Origin of the sequence: Kitasatospora sp. NPDC059462, from assembly GCF_042749955.1 — a bacterium.
Classification (GTDB): Bacteria; Actinomycetota; Actinomycetes; order Streptomycetales; family Streptomycetaceae; genus Kitasatospora.
Genome location: NZ_JBHYUU010000109.1, coordinates 13126 through 28946 on the forward strand (window position 1 = coordinate 13126; position 15821 = coordinate 28946).

Consider the following 15821-nt stretch of genomic DNA (forward strand, 5'->3'; position numbering starts at 1 on the left):
GGTGGGAGGCGGTGGTGCTCTTCGGCGCCGGCTGCGGCATCCACGGCATCGAGGTCGGTAGGAGCCGTCCGCGACCCCGCCCGCCTGGCCCTGGCGCGGCAAGTCAGGCAAGCGGCACGAACGGGCCCTTCCTTGAGTTCAGCGAGCGACTCGGGACTGAAGCAGCCCGGCCCAGCAGCTTGGACACACCGGTTCTCGCCCTGCTCGACCACCTCGAACTGGCCGTCGTCGCCGAGTCGGAGCACATCGCCGGCCGCGCATCCGAGTACCGGGCTCGGGCTTTCGGCCGGCTCGAACAGCCCGGGGCCCTCGGCGGGTCTGTAGTGTGCGGAAATGACAAGAAGCGAGCGACTCGCGGAGCAGTTGGACTGGTACTGGCGCAAGAACCTGCGACCGCGGCTGGACGGTCTTACCGATGAGGAGTACTTCTGGGAGCCGGTCCACGGTTGCTGGAGCATTCGTCCACGGGACACGTCGGCCGCGCCGATGTCGGCGGGTTCGGGGAAGTGGACGATGGACTCTGCGTCAGGCGGCTGGCGCACATCATCGTCTCGTGCCTGGGCTATCGGGTCGGATGGTACTTCGGCGGCCAGGACGTCGGGATCAGCTCCCTGTTGACGTGCAGGATCCTGTTCTCTACGGGAAACCATCACGGCGCCGAGATCTCCCTGCTGCGCGACCTCTATCGCCGGCAGGACGGAGCCGTAGCGCGCTGAGGAGCCGCCCTCGCCCCCAAACCCCGCCGTTCGAATTCTGAGCTGGGCAAACACCCGGACACCATGGGCCGATATGTCATGATCAGATCAGAACCAGCCACTCACCTCACGCGGCACCTCGGACGGGGACCGGCCGCGGCGGCGCTACCTCAGGTACGCGGCGATGCGGTCCGCGAACTCGTCCGGGGTGAGGATCGGGATGCCGAGCGTCTCGGCCTTCGCCCGCTTCGATCCGGCCTTCTCCCCGGCCACCAGCAGGGTGGTGCGGGTGGACACCGAGGAGGAGGCCTTGCCGCCGACGCGCTCGACGAGCTCGTTCATCTCGTTGCGGGAGAGAGCGGCGAGCGGGCCGGTCATGCTGCCGGTGACGACGACGGCCTCACCGGCGAGCGGCGCGACCGTACCCGGCTGCTGCGCGTCCGGACCGTCCGTGGGTTCGCCGAAGGAGGCGTTCTCCGCAGCGGCCGGCGCCTGGGGTTCGGTGACGCCGGTGCCGACGTCCTGGGTGGCGAGCTTGTCGAGGAGCGGCGCGAGATCCGCGAGTTCGGCGACGATGACGCGGGCCTTCTCCGTGCCGATGCCGTCCACGGCGGCCAGCGTCTCGGCGTCGGCGGCCCGGATCGCGGCCATGGACCCGAAGTGGGTGGCGATGCGGCGGGACATGGTGCGCCCGGTGCCGCGCACGCCGAGTGCGCAGAACACACGGTTCAGGGGCCGGCTGCGGGCGGTCCCGATCGCGGCGAGGAGATTCTCGGTACTGGTGTCGCCCATGCGTTCCAGGGCGAGGAGCTGCTCGCGGGTGAGGGAGAAGAGGTCGGCGATATCGGTGACGAGGCCGGCTTCGACGAGTTGGACGGCGCGGGTGCGGCCCAGGCCCTCGATGTCGAGCTGGTCGCGGCCGGCCGCGTAGATGACGGAGGCGACGGCCTGGCAGTTGCGGCCGCGGGTGCACCGCCAACGCTGCTCGGCGGTGTCGATGGCATCGCCGCAGCGGGGACAGGCCTCGGGGAACACGATCGGCCGCTCCTCGCCGGTGCGCTCGTCGGCGAGCGGCGCCTCCACACGCGGGATCACGTCGCCGGCCCGGTAGACGAAGACCCGGTCGCCGATCCGCAGGTCGCGCCGGGTGATGTCGGCAGGGTTGTGGAGGGTGGCGTAGGTGACGGTGACGCCGTCGATGTCGACGGGTTCGAGGACGGCACGCGGGGCGACGATGCCGGTCCGGCCGACGTTCCACTCGACGTCGAGCAGCCGGGTGACCTTGTGCTCGGCGGCGAGCTTGCGGGCGACGGCCCAGCGCGGAGCCCGCGACCCGGACGCGGCGTCACGCTGGTCGGCGGCGGAGTCGGCCTTGACGACCACGCCGTCGATGCCGAACGGCAGCGAGGCGCGCAGTGCGGCGATCTCCTCGACGCGCTGCTGGACCTCCTCCCGGGTGGCGCAGCGCTGCGGGTGGGCGGGGGTGGTGGCGGCAGTGTTGGCACCGAGGGCGGCGAGCAGTTCCAGCAGAGCGCTGTGGTCGAGGGCGTCGTCCAGACCGAGGGCTCCGTAGGCGAAGAAGGTCAGCTCGACGCGGTAGGGGCGGTCCTTGGCGCGCAGGGTGCCGGCCGCGCCGCTGCGGGGGTGGGCGAACGGCGTCGCGCCGTGCTCGGTGCGCAGCCGGTTGGCGTGCTCGAACTGGTCGTGGGTGAGCAGCACCTCGCCGCGCAGTTCGACGTCGATGGGGTCGGAGAGCACGGTGGGCAGGCCGAGGATGGCGTCGGCGGCGTGGCTGATGTCCTCGCCGGCGAGGCCGTCGCCGCGGGTGAGGATCCGGTGCAGGCGCCCGGCGCGGTAGCGGGCGGCCACGGCCATGCCGTCGAGCTTGGGCTCCACGCACCAGGCGCTCACCTCACGGCCCAGCCGGCGCTCCAGCCCGGCCGCCCAGGACTCCAGTTCCCCGGCGGAGAACACGTTGTCGAGCGACAGCATCGGCGCGCTGTGCGGCACATCCCCCACGACCGCGCCGCCGGCGACCTTCCCGGTGGGCGAATCCGGCAGGACCTCGTCCGGGTGCGTCTCCTCCCAGGCCGCGATCGACCGCACCAGCGCGTCGTACTCGTCGTCCCCGAGCGGCGTGGCCCCGTCGGTGTAGTACGCGGCGGCGGCCTGAACGGCGACGGCGACCGCGTCCGCGTAGGCGGACGGGGAGGACAGCGGAGCGGATGTCTCGATCATGGCGACATCATGGCGCCCACCACCGACAACATGCCCGACCTGGGAGTGGAGGGCACCAGCCGCAGCACGATCTGTGCGCCGGCCGAAGCGCCCTCAGGGAATGATGCTGTCAGCGGAGAGGTGCCGTCAGCGAGGTGCTCGCCCGCGCCCGGGGGCGTCGGCGGCGGGCTGTCCGGTGGTCCGGGCGGCGCCCGGCTCCGGGCGTCGGACCGGCCGACCGCAGGTGTCGGCGCTGTGGTTCACCCGGACGCCGCCGCGTGGTATCCGGGGCGGAAACCGCGGATCACATAAACGGTTCATATGAGACACACTCACTACGCACAGGCCGGCCTCGCGACCTCCGTGGCGCTGGCGGCCCTGCTCGTCAGCTCCCCCCAGTACACCGCGGCGGCCGCGGGGACCCGCACCTTCGCCTACACGGGCGCGCCCGAACAGTACGTCGTTCCCGCGGGCGTCTGCGAGATCGTGGTGGACGCGTTCGGAGCCGCGGGCGGAAGCGCCGTCTACGGCTCGCCCGGCGGGAAGGGCGGCGAGGTGCGGGCGACGCTCCAGGTCCACGCCGGCGACGTCCTCACCGTCGACGTGGGCCAGGCGGGGAGCGGCGGCGACCTCCTCGTTCCCGACAGCATGGCCTACGGCGGCTACGGCGGTGGCGGGCAGGGAGGGTCCGCGACCTCCGAGCACCGCCCCGGCAATGGCGCCATCGGCGCCGGGGGCGGCGGTGCCACCACCGTGACGGCCGCCGCCACCGCCCTGGTCATCGCCGGCGGTGGAGGCGGCGGCGCCGGCAGCTTCAGCGACAACGGGACCGGACGCGGCGGTGACGGCGGACAGGACGGGACCGACGGCGCGGACACCGGAGCGGTCCAGGCGGGCAAGGGCGGCAAGTCCGGCGGCCACGGCGGCGCGGGCGGGGCGGGCGGAACCGGCACCACCGGCTCCGACCACGACGGCTCTCCGGGCGGCGCCGCCGTCGGCGGCCGCGGCGGCGACGCGGCCGTCAACGTCGGCGACATCCACATGGGAACCGGCGGTGGAGGCGGCGGCGGGGCGCACGGCGGCGGAGCCGGCGGCTCCTCCACGGGCAGCACGCTCGACGCCGGCGGGGGCGGCGGAGGCTCCAGCCTCGGTCCCGCCGGTGCGGCCTTCACCACCGGGGCGCGCAGCGGCGACGGCGAGGTCCGCATCGAGGAGCACGTCTGCGCCACTCCGTCCCCCTCCCCGACCGCCACCACCAGCCCTTCACCCTCGCACTCCCCCACCGCCACCACCAGCCCCTCGCCCTCGCACTCCCCCACCGCCACCACCAGCCCCTCGGCGACCCCGTCCCCGACCGCCACCACCACCACGACCGCCACGTCCACGCCCCGCCCCACCCACACCGCGAGCCACGGCGGCACCGGCGCCGCCCACCCCACCGGGGGACCGAGCCACCACCCCGCCCCCACCCCGCGACCCGGCGGCGGAGGCGACCAGCTCGCCGAGACCGGAAGCAGGACGCCGGCGCTCCTGCTCGCCGGGGTGCTCTCGCTGGGGGCCGGAGCCGCCGCGCTCCGCCGCGCCCGTCGCAGGGACCGCCGTTCCTGAGCGGCGTCCGATCCGCACCTGACGCCAGGACGGGTGCCCGGCCCCGCCCCGCGCGGGGGCCGGGCGCCTCCCTTCCCGGTGGCGGACGGGAGTGCCGGTCCGACGGTCGACGGTGCCGGGGTTCCCGCCGAGGAGCATCCGCCGGTACTCGGCCGGCGGCGGCGAATCACCGCCGACACCGCCGCCGTCCCCGCACAGGCGGGGCCGGCCGGGCGCCTGCTGCTCCTCACGGTGTCGGGGTGGGCTGCCCGGCACAGCGCCCGGGGACCCGGACCGATCTCCTCCCAGGGGGCGTGGAGGCTCTGATCACGATTCGGTTCCGGCGCACGTGAGGCCGTGGGTCCGATGGGATGCTCCCTGCATGGACGAGACCGCCGCTACACCGCCCGTGCACCTGGTCGCGCCGGCGGAGGCAGCGACCGAGAAGCCGGCCTCGCCGAGCGTGCGCGTGCCGCTGTGGCTGGTGACGGGCATCGGCGGACTCGCCGTCGGTGCCGGTTCGGTCGGCCTGGCGTGGGGTTTGTCCTCCAGCGGCACCGCGACCGGCCCGAGCGCCGTGGCGACGGCGACACCTTCGAAGAGCGAGGTGTTCACGCTGGACGGGCAGATGACGCTCGGCAGCAACGCCAGGGACACTGCCGCCGGTTGCGTGGGGCGGGGCGGGTACGACGACATCGCCAGGGGGGCATCGGTGACGGTGTTCGATGAGGACGGCACGGTGTTGGCGACGGGGTCCCTCGGCACCGGCCGGTCCAAGGGAACGACCGGTTGTGTGTTCCCGATCGAGGTCATCGGGGTGCCGGTAGGACCGAAGTTCTACCAGGTCGAGGTCAGCCACCGGGGGAAGGTCACCCTGTCGCGAGCCGATGCAGAAGCCGGCCTGTTGGGTGTCTCGCTGAGCTGACGGTCGCCCTCCCGGAACGGCAGGAGGCCGCCAACCTCATTGCTGCTCTTGATCCGCGCCCGGGCCGGCGCGGTCGATCCGGCCGCGGTCGACGCCCTCGGCCGCGAGGACCGTGTCGAGCGGGTCCACCGGCCAGGAAGTCGCGCGCGAAAAGCACGGCCGCGAACTCCTGAGGTCGGCGAGGAGGGGTTGCGGAGGGGAGGTGCCGAATTCGGCACGGTCGGTCGAGTACCTGCGGTTCCCGGACGGCTCGGCAATGGTGCGGTCGTGCGTGGGGACCGGGGCGCCGTCGACGATCAGGACCGCACTCCGCCTGTCGGCCGGCGAATTCGGGACGGAATTTCAAAAGGTCGCCGGATGGATTTTATACCTTGCTACCGTTTTCCCAACGCCAATCGGACGGAGAACGGATCAATGTTCGCACGGGAAGAAATTCCGGAATCCCGCATCGCCTACCTGAGGCACACCGGGCCCTACGGCGCGGCGAACCGGGCCCACATGGAAAGGCTCAAGTCCTGGGCCGCGGCGCACGATCTGCTGCGGGCCGACACCGCCGTCCTGGGCATCGCCCGGGACGACCCCGCCCGTACGCCGCAGGACGCCTGCCGCTACGACACCTGTCTCCTGGTGCCGAAGGACGCCGAGATCCGGGGTCCGGGGATCCGGGAGGGCCGCCTCCCGGGCGGGCGGCACGCCGTTCTCGCCGTCGCCCACACCGGGGAGGCCCTCGGGCGGGCCTGGGCCGGGCTCTTCGCGGACCTCGCCGCCCACGGGTTCGCCTTCGACGGCGCCCGTCCCGTTCTCGAACGGTACCGCCCGAGCCTGCTCGCCCGGCATCTGTGCGAGATCTGCGTTCCCGTCCACTGAGGCCGAACGGCGCGGGGAGGGGAGTGCGCGAGGTGGCGCACTCCCCCGGGCTGCCCGCGCACCCGGTCGCATCTCGGTGCGGCGCGGCGACGGGGACGCCCCGCGAGGCCCGGAACGGCGGGGCCGTGGCCGGCGAAACCGGCGCGCGGGAGCCCGCGCGCGGGCCCGGAGAGACACCGGGCGCCACTCCTCCGGCCTTGGCAGGGATCACCCGAACGGCGGACGCTCGGTGAGCAGCCGGTCACCGGCTGCGTCCGTCCACCAGCCCCGGGAGGGCCATCCATGTCGTTCTCGCGCCTCCACGTCGCCGTCGCCGCCCTGCTCGTCGCCGGTGCCACCGCCCTGGCCGGTCCGGCCCAGGCCGCCGACGGCCACCGCGCCCTGAGCCGCTTCGACGACGGCAGCTTCGAGACGCCCAAGGCCCCGGCGAACGCGTTCACCCCCCTGACCACCGGTCAGGGCATCGGGCCGTGGGCCGTCACCGCCGGCAGCGTCGACCTGATCGGCGCCGGCTTCTGGCAGGCCGCCGAGGGCGACCAGTCGCTGGACCTCAACGGCTCCAGCAGCGGCACCGTCGCCCAGAGCTTCACCACCGTTCCGGGCACCACCTACTCCGTCAGCTACGCGCTGGCCGGCAACCCGGCCGGGGGGCCGGCCCTGCGGACCGGGCGGGCGCTGATCGACGGCCAGGACTTCCAGGACTTCTCCTTCGACGTCACCGGCAGGACGAGGACCGCGATGGGCTACGTGGGCCGCCAGTTCACCTTCGTCGCGCAGGCCGCGTCCACGACCCTGAGCTTCACCAGCACCGTCGCCGGGGCGTACGGCCCGGTCATCGACAACGTGCAGGTGCAGGAGTGCAAGCCCTGTTGCGGGTGAGGCGAGCGGGGCTGCCGGGATTCCCGCGAGGGGGTCCCGGCAGTCGCCGTCCGTCCCGCGTCTCAGGCCCGGCGTCGTCGCATCGCCCGGCGTTCCGCTTCCGTCGTGCCGCCCCAGACCCCCTCCACGGGCTGGTCCAGCGCCCATTCCAGGCACTGGCGGGAGACGGGGCAACGGCCGCACACGGCCTTCGCCTCGTCGCTCTGCACGAGCGTCGCGAAGCTGGTGCTGCTCCCGATGGGGAAGAAGAGTTCGGGGTCCGTGCCGCGGCACCGGGCCGACTGACGCCAGTTCATGCCGTTCCTCCCTGCAGGTCTCCTCCTCCATGACTGCGCAGGGGCGGTGATTGTGACATCGGCGGGCGGGCCGGCCGCGCGGCACGGGCGTCGCGGAAGGGGGGCACCACGGACAGGGGCGCTACGGAAGGGGGCGGGCGGCGGGGACCCGGATGGCGAGGATCGCCATGTCGTCGTGGCCGTCGCCGGGGTGGTGGTCGGCCAGGACGCGGACGAGGTCGTCCAGGGGCAGGGCGGCATGGGCGGTGGCGAGGGCGGCGAGGGCGTCCAGGCCCTCGTCGATGGCCCGCTGCGGGTGTTCGACGAGGCCGTCGGTGAACAGCACGACGGTGCTGCCGGCGGGCAGCGGGTGGGTGTGGTCGGGGCGGGGGACGGCGGGGTCCACGCCCAGCGGGATGCCGGGTTCGCCCTGGACGTACCGGGCGTGCCCGTCGGGGCCGAGCACCAGGGGCGGCAGGTGGCCGGCGGTGCTCCAGTGCAGGCTCCAGCCGTCGCCGGCGGGTTCGATCCGCGCCAGGCAGGCGGTGGTGACGGGCAGGTCGGTGATGGCACCCACGGTGTGGTCCAGCTGGGTCAGCACCGAGCTGGGCGGGGTCCTGCGGTCGTAGAGCAGCGCGCGGAGCATGTTGCGGGCCTGGGCCATGGCGGCGGCGGCCTGGAGGTCGTGGCCGACCACGTCACCGATGACGGCCACGCAGGCCCGGTCGGGCAGGACCGCCGCGTCGTACCAGTCACCGCCGACGCGGGCCGGTTCGCTGGCGGTGCGGTAGACCGCGGCGCCGGAGAACGGGACCAGGTCGGGCAGGGTGGGCAGCAGCAGGCGCTGGAACTGCTCCGCGCTGTCGCGCACGTAGCCGAACAGGCGGGCGTTCTCGATGGCGATGCCGGCCGCGCCCGCGAGGGCCCGGACGATCTCCTCGTCGTCCTCGTCGAACGGCCGGCCGTCGGCGCGCTCGGAGAGGTAGAGGTCGCCGTAGATCTCGCCGCGGACGGCGATCGCCACGCCCAGCAGGGTGCGCATCGGCGGATGGCCGGGCGGGAAGCCCACCGAGGCCGGGTGGGCGGGGATGTCGTCGACCCGCAGCGGTGCGGGGTGCCGGATCAGATGGCCGAGCACCCCGCGTCCGTGCGGGAAGTCGACGCCGGCGAGCGCCGCCCGCTCCTCGTCCGTCAGACCGGCGGTGATGAACCGCTCCAGGTGGTCACCGGAGGGGGCGAGGACGCCCAGCGCGCCGTAGCGGGCGCCGGCCAGCTCCATCGCCGTCGTGACGATCCGGTGCAGCACCACGGACAGGTCCAGGTCACCGCTGATCGCCAGCACCGCCGACAGCAGCCCCTGCAACCGGTTCTTCGCCTTCGCCAGGGCGAGCAGCTGGAGGGCGACGCCTTCCAGCTGCTCGGCCGGCTCCAGCCGGAACCCCCGCGGGTTCCCCTCCCCCGGTGACCCGGACGGCTCCGCGTCGGACTTCACGACATCACCTCGTTCGTCCCCACCCACGCTACGCAGGACCGGGCCACCCGGCCGGGCGCACGCGCCCGCCCGGCGCAACGGGGGCGGCGAGGGCGGCAGGGTCGGCGAGGGCGGCGGGGCCGGCGGGTCAGCTGGGCGGGCCGGACCAGACGACGCTGCCGCTCGGCCCCGCGTCGTGGACGAACTCCACGGAGAACGGGTCGGCCGCGGTCTCCGGCAGGCCGTAGGCGGTCAGGCTGGTGACCTCCTTCCCGGGGGCGACGGTGCCGGTGGGGATCTTGAGCCGTCCGCTGCCGTCGATCAGGGTGAGGACGAGGACGCCGTTGGCGTCCCGGACGACGGGAAGGCCGCTGCCGCGGAGCGGGACCTCCGCCGAACCGGTGTTGACGATGGTGATCCTCACCTGGATGATCCTGGCGTTCTTCGGGGCCTTGAAGACGGTCTCGTCCGGGACGTAGCGCTCCGGCTCGGCCATCGTGACCTTCAGTCCGTCCGGGAAGGTGTAGGACTGCCCGTACGCCGGGTGCCGGGCCTTCTCGTCCGCGGCCGCGGCCGCCCGCTCGGCCTCGATGCGCCGGCGCTCGGCCTCCAGCCGCTCCCTCTCCTTCGCCGCCCGCTCCTCGTTGACCGCCCGGATCTCCGTCACCACGAAGACCCCGGCGCCGGTGGAGACCAGCAGGCCGACGACGCCCAGGATCACGCCCGCGAGCGCGGTTCCCCGGTTGGTCGCGACGCCCTTGCGCACCTGGGTCAGGGCGACGGCACCGAGGATCACAGCCAGCAGGGCGGGCAGCCAGGACAGCCAGAACAGGATGACGGCCAGGCCGAGCACGGTCCCGACGATCCCGAGGACCATCGCCGCGATGCCCAGCCCGTTGCGGGGCTGCGGCGCCGGGACCGGGTACGGCGCCCAGTAGGGCACGCCCGGGCCGGGGAAGGCGCCGGGGATGGCGCCCGGGGACGCACCGGGGAACCCGCCCGGGGCGGGGAACGGGCCGGGGAACGGGCCGGGGGCCGTACCCGGAGCCGGGACGGCGCCGTCCGTCCGGTCGGGGCCCGGCGGTGCCCAGGGGTTCTCGGGGGCCGGGGCGTCGGCGGGCCCCGGGCGGTCGGGCGGGGCGGGAACGGTCATCCGGGATCCTTCGGGCGGGACGGAGGGGGGCGGCGCAGCCGGCCGGGTGACGGCGGGCCGGTTCCGGGCGTGCCGTCGGCGGGCCGGAACCGCGTTCGGGGCCCTGCACCGGGCGCCAGCGGATGATCAACATACCGGGTGCCCGTGAACGCCGCCGGACCGGCGCCGTGCAGGCGTGCAGGTGCAGGCCGGCACCGCCGGGAACGACCGGCGCACCGATTCGGCGCGGGGCGCGGACGGGAAGGATGCCCCCGACCGCGTCGTCGCGCTGAGGAGGGCCATGGTGCGCAGGGAACCGAGGACGACTGCCCAGAAGGGGCATCCGTACGGCCGCCGGCCCACCGGTGGGCTGGCCGACGTCCTGTGGGACTGGTCGAAGTCCGGCACCCGGACGGCGGCGCGCAACCGGTTGCTGCGGAGGCTGCCCGGGGTCGGGCCGGCGGCCGCGTACCGGTTCGGGCTGGTCGAGCGGCCGCACTACGCCTACGGCGTGCGGCGGGCCACCGAGTCGGCGGCGCGGCTGGGCCACCGGGGCGTGACGGTGGTGGAGTTCGGGGTGGCCGGCGGCAACGGGCTGCTGGCCCTCGCCGAGCACGCGCGCTACTACGCCGCCGCCACCGGGGTCGCCGTGCGGGTCGTCGGCTTCGACAGCGGGGCGGGGCTGCCCGACAGCACGGATCCCCGGGACCTCCGCTACCTGTTCGCCCCCGGTTTCTACACGATGGACCACGACCGGCTGCGGGCCCGGCTGGGAGCGGCCGAGCTGGTGATCGGCGACCTCGCCGCGACGCTGCCCGGCTACCTGGACTCGCACGCCGAGGTGCTGCGCGAGCACCCCGTCGGCTTCGTCGCCCTCGACCTGGACTACTGCTCCTCCACGGCGACCGCCCTCGGCCTGTTCCGGGGCCCCGCGCACGGGCACCTGCTGCCGAGGGTGACCTGCTACCTCGACGACCTGCCGGGAACGATCGGGCAGATCGGCGAGGCCGCCGCGATCGCCGACTTCAACACCGCGCACCCCGACCGGCCGATCGGACCGGTCCTGGGCCTGCGGGCGTTCACGCCGTTCGACCCTCCGTGGGCCGATCAGATCCACGTCCACCACCGGCTGGACCACCCGGACTACGGGCGGCTGGAGGTCGGCGCCACCGGCGACCAGCTCCCGCTGGACCAGGCCCCGCCGGGGCGGCGGCGCCGTCGCTGAGACGGCCCCGCCGCCGGGACGGACCCGGGTGAGCGACCCCGGGTGAGCGGCCCCGGGGACCGCCCCGACGGCGGGTCAGGGCCGGGGGGACGCCTGGTCCTGGATGCGGCCCTGCAAGGCCTTGGAGAGCTCCGCGACGCAGGCGGCGAGCCGGCTGGTCGTCAACTGCGCCGGATCGCCGCCGCACCCGTCCACCGGTGCGCCGGGCGTCGCGCCGGGCGTCGCATCGGGCGCCGGGGCCGGGGTCCCGGACGAGGAAGCGGACGGGGACGGGGAGACGGACGGGGACGGGGAGACGGACGGGGACGGGGAGACGGACGGGGACGGCGCGGGGGACGGCTGGCCGCCCGGGGCGGTGATGCTGCCGTTCAGCGACACCAGGTTGGGCGTCACCCGCGCGTCGCCCGACAGGTCGATGTAGTCCTGGGTCTGGCCGTTGAAGTCCACGAACCCCCGCCACCTGTCCCGGCCGAACGGGATGATCTCCTGCAGCGCGCCGCCCTTCCCGACGCTGATGGTGATCGAGGTCTGCTGCGCCATGTACGACACCATCCGGCTGGCCAGCACGTCCAGGTTCACCGACGGCTCGTCGTCGCCGCGCACGTACACGTGCAGGTCGTTGAGGCCGCCCCCGGCGCGGTCGGCCTGCAGGACGGCGAACGCCACCACCAGTTGCGAGGAGCTCTCCCTCGGCACCAGCGGCGTCACGTAGTAGAGGTGGCCGTCCGCCTTGGAGCGCAGCAGGAACTCCCCCGGGTTGGTGGCGTTGGCCGCCGCCGAGGTGTGCGCGTAGCCGAAGCCCCGGTCGTCCTTGGCGCCGCGCCCGCCGAGCCACTGCACCTCGTGGATCTGCGAGCGGACCACCGAGGCCGGGTACACCGCCCCCGGCAGCTCACCCGGGGCCACCTCGGCCCGGTACGTCATGTCCGGGCGGCCGTCCGGCGAACCGCGCAGCACCAGCACCCCGGCCGGCTCCAGCACCGTGCGCTGGCGGTAGCCGGTCTCCCGGGCCACCGAGATCACCACCACCGGCCGGGCGGTGCGGGGGTCGCTGCCGTCGCAGTAGCCCCAGATGTCCTGGTCGCTGTAGACGACGTCCGGGAACCGCTCGGCGAGCAGGTTGCGCAGGCTGACGGCGCCCGTCCCGCCGAAGGCCCGGCCGAACGCGTGGTCGCCCCGGAACGCGCAGGTGACGACGGAGTTGGAGCGGCCGTCCCAGACCGCGACGCCCTCCATCGGCTGCTCGCCGGAGCCGTCCAGGACGGCCGTCCACACGCCGCCGCCCTCCGAGCCGTCGGGCAGGTAGTGCAGGCTGTGCCCCAGCAACTGGATCCCGGAGGTGAGGCCGGCGCTGTCGGTGAGCGCCTTGGTCGCCGCCGCGTAGGAGGCGGTGCGCGCCTCGAAGTCGAAGTCCGGCATCGACGCGGTCTTCACGCAGGCCGGCACGTCCGCGGTGCCCACGAGGTCGCAGCGGACGCCGTCGCCGGGGCGGGTGTGCTCGGTCACCGGCAGCACCGAACGCGGTGTGCCCGCACCGGTGGCCGGGACGTCGAGCACGGTGGCCGCCGCGTAGAAGCGGCCCTCGTCCTTGTCGTCGTCCCACAGCCCGGTACCCGCGCGCACCAGCGAGCCGGCCACCGCCAGCACCACCACCGCGACCGTCAGGCGGACCTTCCACCCGCCGAGGCCCGCCCCGGCCTCCTCCGCGATGACCACCACCGCCCACACGGTGCCGCACAACCCCACCGCGACCCAGAACCAGAACAGCGGCGCCGCGTCCAGCGGACCGCCGTGCGGGAAGAACTGCCGTTCGATCAGCAGCCGGTAGCTCTGGTCCTGCTGTCCGAAGCCGCCGAACACCAGGTGCTTGACCAGCCACACGACGAACGCGACCAGTGGCATCCACAGCCACCAGACGGCCAGCCCCACCACGCCGCGCCGCGCCGCACGGGCACCACGACTCGTCACACGCCCCCCCAATCCCGTGCCCCGCCGCCGCCCGCTCCCCGGCCGGCCGGGCCTGTGTCCCGTCCCTGCCCGCCCGCGCCCCCGGCACGCCTGCGGAAGGGTCCTGCCGCGTCGGTCCGCGGACGTGGAACTCTACTCCTCCGTACGGACATTGCGGCGGGCCGCCGACCGTGCGCGGACGGCGCGCAGCGGGACGGCGCGGCCCGGCCCGGCCCGGCCCGGCCGTCAGAGGTCGGGCTCGGTCGGGGACCAGTTCCTGCCGGTGTGGGAGTAGGCCGGCGCGTCGCGGATGCCCGCGGTGCGGAAGGGGCGGCCGTGGTCGTCGACGCGCAACCGGCCCTGGCGGTCGCCGCTGCTCCAGACCAGGTCGAGGTACCAGCTGACGTCCTGCGCGGCGGTGGCCGCGTCGATGTCGATGACCTGCGGGTCGGCCGCGGAGACGCGGTAGGGGAAGTTCGAGAGGGTGGGCCTGCCGGTGTCGTCCAGGCCCTGCACGGGGGTGGCCCGGGGGGCGGCGGAGTCGAGGTTCACCGTGAAGGCCGCCGGGGTGAGGCCGCCGCCGCAGCCGGAGCCGGGTGTGTAGGCGTTCCCCTTGGGGGCCGGGCGCGTGCTGACGACCTGGATGTACGCGGCGTGCAGGACCACCGGCGTGGTGCCGGTCCCCTGGGCGGTCAGCTGCAGGCGCAGGTGGCCGCCGGGGACGCCCTGCTGGGCGGCCGCCCAGCTGTCGATGTCCGCCGGGCTGTCCGGCGGCGCGGTCACCTGGCCCGGGGAACGGGGGGAGAGGAACCACTGGCCGCAGGGGCTTCCCCAGTTGTCGGTCAGAACGGTGACGTGGAAGGGCGCGGGAAGGTCGTCCTCGGGCGGTGTCGTGGCGGTGGGGACCGGCGCGGTGGGGACCGGAACCGCGGGGGCCGGCGGCGTTGTCACGACGGGGGTGCTGGGGGGCGTCACGGCCGGGGTGTCGGGGGCCGTGGGCGGGAGGGCGGCGGGTTGGCCGCGGCCGTGCAGGACGAACGCCGACACCGCGGCGACCAGGAGGACGGCGGTCACGGCGCCGAGCAGCGCCCTGACCCGGCGCCGGCGGTGCCCGGTCGGGAGGGCGGCCGGGGCGACGGGCGGGAGGACGGCCGCGGGGACGGGCGGCTGCGCCGGTTCCGCCGACGGCGTCGGCGTGGGCATGGGCGTCGGCGTCGGCGCGGGAGCCTGCGCCGGGGGAACCGGTGCGGCCGGCCGGGGCCTGGACGCCGCCGCGCCCGCCTCCCGGCGCCGTGCCGCGTCGGCCACGATCCAGCGGCGGTGCAGCAGGACGAGTTCCCCGTCGTCCGCCCCGCAGGCCCGGGCGAAGCGCTCCACCGGCGCGTACTCGGTGGGGACCGCCGCGCCGTTGCAGTAGCGGTGCAGGGTGGAGGTGCTGACGTGCAACCGGGTGGCGAGCACGCCGTAGCTGTGGCCGGAACGTTCCTTCAACGCCCGCAGCATCCCGGCGAACTCGTCGGTCTCCACGCCCACTCCGGCTCCCCCGCTCCCCGTCCTTCGGCCCGGCATCCCGCCGAACCCGCAGCTCACGGTACCGGCAGCCGGTCCGGGATCCCCAATCGCGGGGACCTTCGGGCAGATTCCCGGCCCACCCGGCCCGCCGGGCCCGCGACTTGACGGAACTTGCCAACCCGACGCATCACGCGCACCAACCGTTGACCGGAGCATGACGTCATGTGAGGGTTCGAGCACCCGAGCGCGGACGGCCCGCACGGCCGTCCCCACACACGGCCCTGCGGTGTGCCACCAGCTGTCCCTTCCGCGGTCGAGGACCCCCACACGCTAGGAGCCTCGATGAAACGCAGTGCCACCACAGGCCGGTTGCTGACCGCCGCGACCACCCTGACCGTGCTGGCCGGCACGATCGCCGCCACCGTGGGCCCGGCCACCGCCGCGCCCGCCGCCCCGGCGCCGCCGAGCGCGCTGGCCGCCGCCGTGAACGCCGCCGACCAGGCGGCCGCCGCCGGCCTGGACGCCCTGGCCAAGGGCCCGGACGAGACCTACGAGCGTCAGTCCGTCACGCCCTGGGTCGGCGGCCTCTACTCGGTCTCCTACGAGCGCACCTACAAGGGCCTGCCGGTGGTCGGCGGCGACGCGGTCGTCCTCGCCGACGCCCAGGGCAACGTCCGGGGCTCGCAGTCCGCCTCCAGCGGCCGGATCCAGGGCGCCACCACCGCCAGGATCAGCGCCCAGAAGGCCGAGAAGACCGCGCGCACCAAGCTCACCGCGGTCGACTCCGTCCAGTCCCGCCGCCTCGTCGTGCGCGTCAAGGACGGCGACAGCGGCCGGCTGGCCTGGGAGACGGTGCTCACCGGCCGCAACGGCGACGCCCCGAGCACCCTGCACGTCTTCGTCGACGCCACCACCGGTGAGGTCATCGACAGCTACGACGACGTACGGGCCGGCACCCTGAACAGCAAGTGGAACGGCCCGTCGGCGACCATCAACACCACCGGCTCCGGCAGCTCCTTCTCGCTGCGCGACCCGGGCCGCCCCGGTCTGAGCTGTGCCGACAACGCCACCGGCCAGGTCTTCACCAAG

Annotated in this window: 12 protein-coding genes and 1 pseudogene; 7 read left to right on the forward strand and 6 right to left on the reverse strand. The window is 74.7% G+C overall.

Annotated elements, in window-relative coordinates; translation table 11 throughout:
• The first annotated feature begins 333 nt into the window (after positions 1 to 333).
• A pseudogene (locus ACFXAM_RS24810) lies at positions 334 to 716 on the forward strand (hypothetical protein).
• A 144-nt stretch (positions 717 to 860) separates the two neighbouring features.
• Here ACFXAM_RS24810 and ligA read toward each other — a convergent pair.
• Positions 861 to 2933, reverse strand: coding sequence for an NAD-dependent DNA ligase LigA (gene ligA, locus ACFXAM_RS24815; RefSeq protein ID WP_380294438.1), 2073 nt, complete (start codon positions 2931 to 2933; stop codon positions 861 to 863).
• A 300-nt stretch (positions 2934 to 3233) separates the two neighbouring features.
• Here ligA and ACFXAM_RS24820 point away from each other — a divergent pair, with 300 nt between their 5' ends.
• The 4 genes from ACFXAM_RS24820 to ACFXAM_RS24835 all read left to right on the forward strand — a co-directional run bounded on the left by ACFXAM_RS24820 (position 3234) and on the right by ACFXAM_RS24835 (position 7170).
• Positions 3234 to 4520: an LPXTG cell wall anchor domain-containing protein gene (locus ACFXAM_RS24820; RefSeq protein WP_380294439.1), complete on the forward strand. Its 1287-nt coding sequence runs from the start codon at positions 3234 to 3236 to the stop codon at positions 4518 to 4520.
• 361 nt (positions 4521 to 4881) lie between these two features.
• Complete coding sequence (locus ACFXAM_RS24825) at positions 4882 to 5424, forward strand: hypothetical protein (RefSeq protein ID WP_380294440.1); 543 nt, start codon at positions 4882 to 4884, stop codon at positions 5422 to 5424.
• Positions 5425 to 5838: 414 nt separating this feature from the next.
• Positions 5839 to 6291 (forward strand): GyrI-like domain-containing protein, encoded by a 453-nt coding sequence (locus tag ACFXAM_RS24830; protein WP_380294441.1) that lies wholly within the window; start codon positions 5839 to 5841, stop codon positions 6289 to 6291.
• Positions 6292 to 6573: 282 nt separating this feature from the next.
• Entirely contained in the window at positions 6574 to 7170 is a 597-nt protein-coding gene (locus ACFXAM_RS24835; RefSeq protein WP_380294442.1) for a choice-of-anchor C family protein, read from the forward strand.
• A gap of 62 nt (positions 7171 to 7232) precedes the next feature.
• On the opposite strand, the gene ACFXAM_RS24840 is transcribed toward ACFXAM_RS24835, so the two are convergent.
• From ACFXAM_RS24840 to ACFXAM_RS24850, 3 genes are all read right to left on the reverse strand, one after another.
• Positions 7233 to 7466: a WhiB family transcriptional regulator gene (locus ACFXAM_RS24840; RefSeq protein WP_380294443.1), complete on the reverse strand. Its 234-nt coding sequence runs from the start codon at positions 7464 to 7466 to the stop codon at positions 7233 to 7235.
• 121 nt (positions 7467 to 7587) lie between these two features.
• Complete coding sequence (locus ACFXAM_RS24845; RefSeq protein ID WP_380294449.1) at positions 7588 to 8877, reverse strand: PP2C family protein-serine/threonine phosphatase; 1290 nt, start codon at positions 8875 to 8877, stop codon at positions 7588 to 7590.
• A gap of 187 nt (positions 8878 to 9064) precedes the next feature.
• Positions 9065 to 10069, reverse strand: a complete 1005-nt coding sequence (locus ACFXAM_RS24850) for a DUF4190 domain-containing protein (RefSeq protein ID WP_380294444.1) — start codon at positions 10067 to 10069, stop codon at positions 9065 to 9067.
• Positions 10070 to 10349: 280 nt separating this feature from the next.
• Here ACFXAM_RS24850 and ACFXAM_RS24855 point away from each other — a divergent pair, with 280 nt between their 5' ends.
• Positions 10350 to 11273, forward strand: a complete 924-nt coding sequence (locus ACFXAM_RS24855) for a hypothetical protein (protein ID WP_380294445.1) — start codon at positions 10350 to 10352, stop codon at positions 11271 to 11273.
• 75 nt (positions 11274 to 11348) lie between these two features.
• Here ACFXAM_RS24855 and ACFXAM_RS24860 read toward each other — a convergent pair whose 3' ends face one another.
• Both ACFXAM_RS24860 and ACFXAM_RS24865 read right to left on the reverse strand, forming a co-directional pair.
• Positions 11349 to 13241, reverse strand: a complete 1893-nt coding sequence (locus ACFXAM_RS24860; protein WP_380294446.1) for a hypothetical protein — start codon at positions 13239 to 13241, stop codon at positions 11349 to 11351.
• A 225-nt stretch (positions 13242 to 13466) separates the two neighbouring features.
• Entirely contained in the window at positions 13467 to 14747 is a 1281-nt protein-coding gene (locus ACFXAM_RS24865) for a helix-turn-helix domain-containing protein (RefSeq protein WP_380294447.1), read from the reverse strand.
• A gap of 327 nt (positions 14748 to 15074) precedes the next feature.
• On the opposite strand from ACFXAM_RS24865, the gene ACFXAM_RS24870 reads away from it, so the two are divergent.
• A partial coding sequence (locus ACFXAM_RS24870; protein WP_380294448.1) for a PepSY domain-containing protein occupies positions 15075 to 15821 on the forward strand: 747 nt, incomplete at its 3' end.

Bases quoted from the DNA above. Each gene is read 5' to 3' on its own strand.
- ligA (WP_380294438.1), bottom strand. From the start codon at position 2,933: ATGATCGAGACATCCGCTCCGCTGTCCTCCCCGTCCGCCTACGCGGAC.
- ACFXAM_RS24825 (WP_380294440.1), top strand. From the start codon at position 4,882: ATGGACGAGACCGCCGCTACACCGCCCGTGCACCTGGTCGCGCCGGCG.
- ACFXAM_RS24820 (WP_380294439.1), top strand. From the start codon at position 3,234: ATGAGACACACTCACTACGCACAGGCCGGCCTCGCGACCTCCGTGGCG.
- ACFXAM_RS24855 (WP_380294445.1), top strand. From the start codon at position 10,350: ATGGTGCGCAGGGAACCGAGGACGACTGCCCAGAAGGGGCATCCGTAC.
- ACFXAM_RS24850 (WP_380294444.1), bottom strand. From the start codon at position 10,069: ATGACCGTTCCCGCCCCGCCCGACCGCCCGGGGCCCGCCGACGCCCCG.
- ACFXAM_RS24835 (WP_380294442.1), top strand. From the start codon at position 6,574: ATGTCGTTCTCGCGCCTCCACGTCGCCGTCGCCGCCCTGCTCGTCGCC.
- ACFXAM_RS24830 (WP_380294441.1), top strand. From the start codon at position 5,839: ATGTTCGCACGGGAAGAAATTCCGGAATCCCGCATCGCCTACCTGAGG.
- ACFXAM_RS24840 (WP_380294443.1), bottom strand. From the start codon at position 7,466: ATGAACTGGCGTCAGTCGGCCCGGTGCCGCGGCACGGACCCCGAACTC.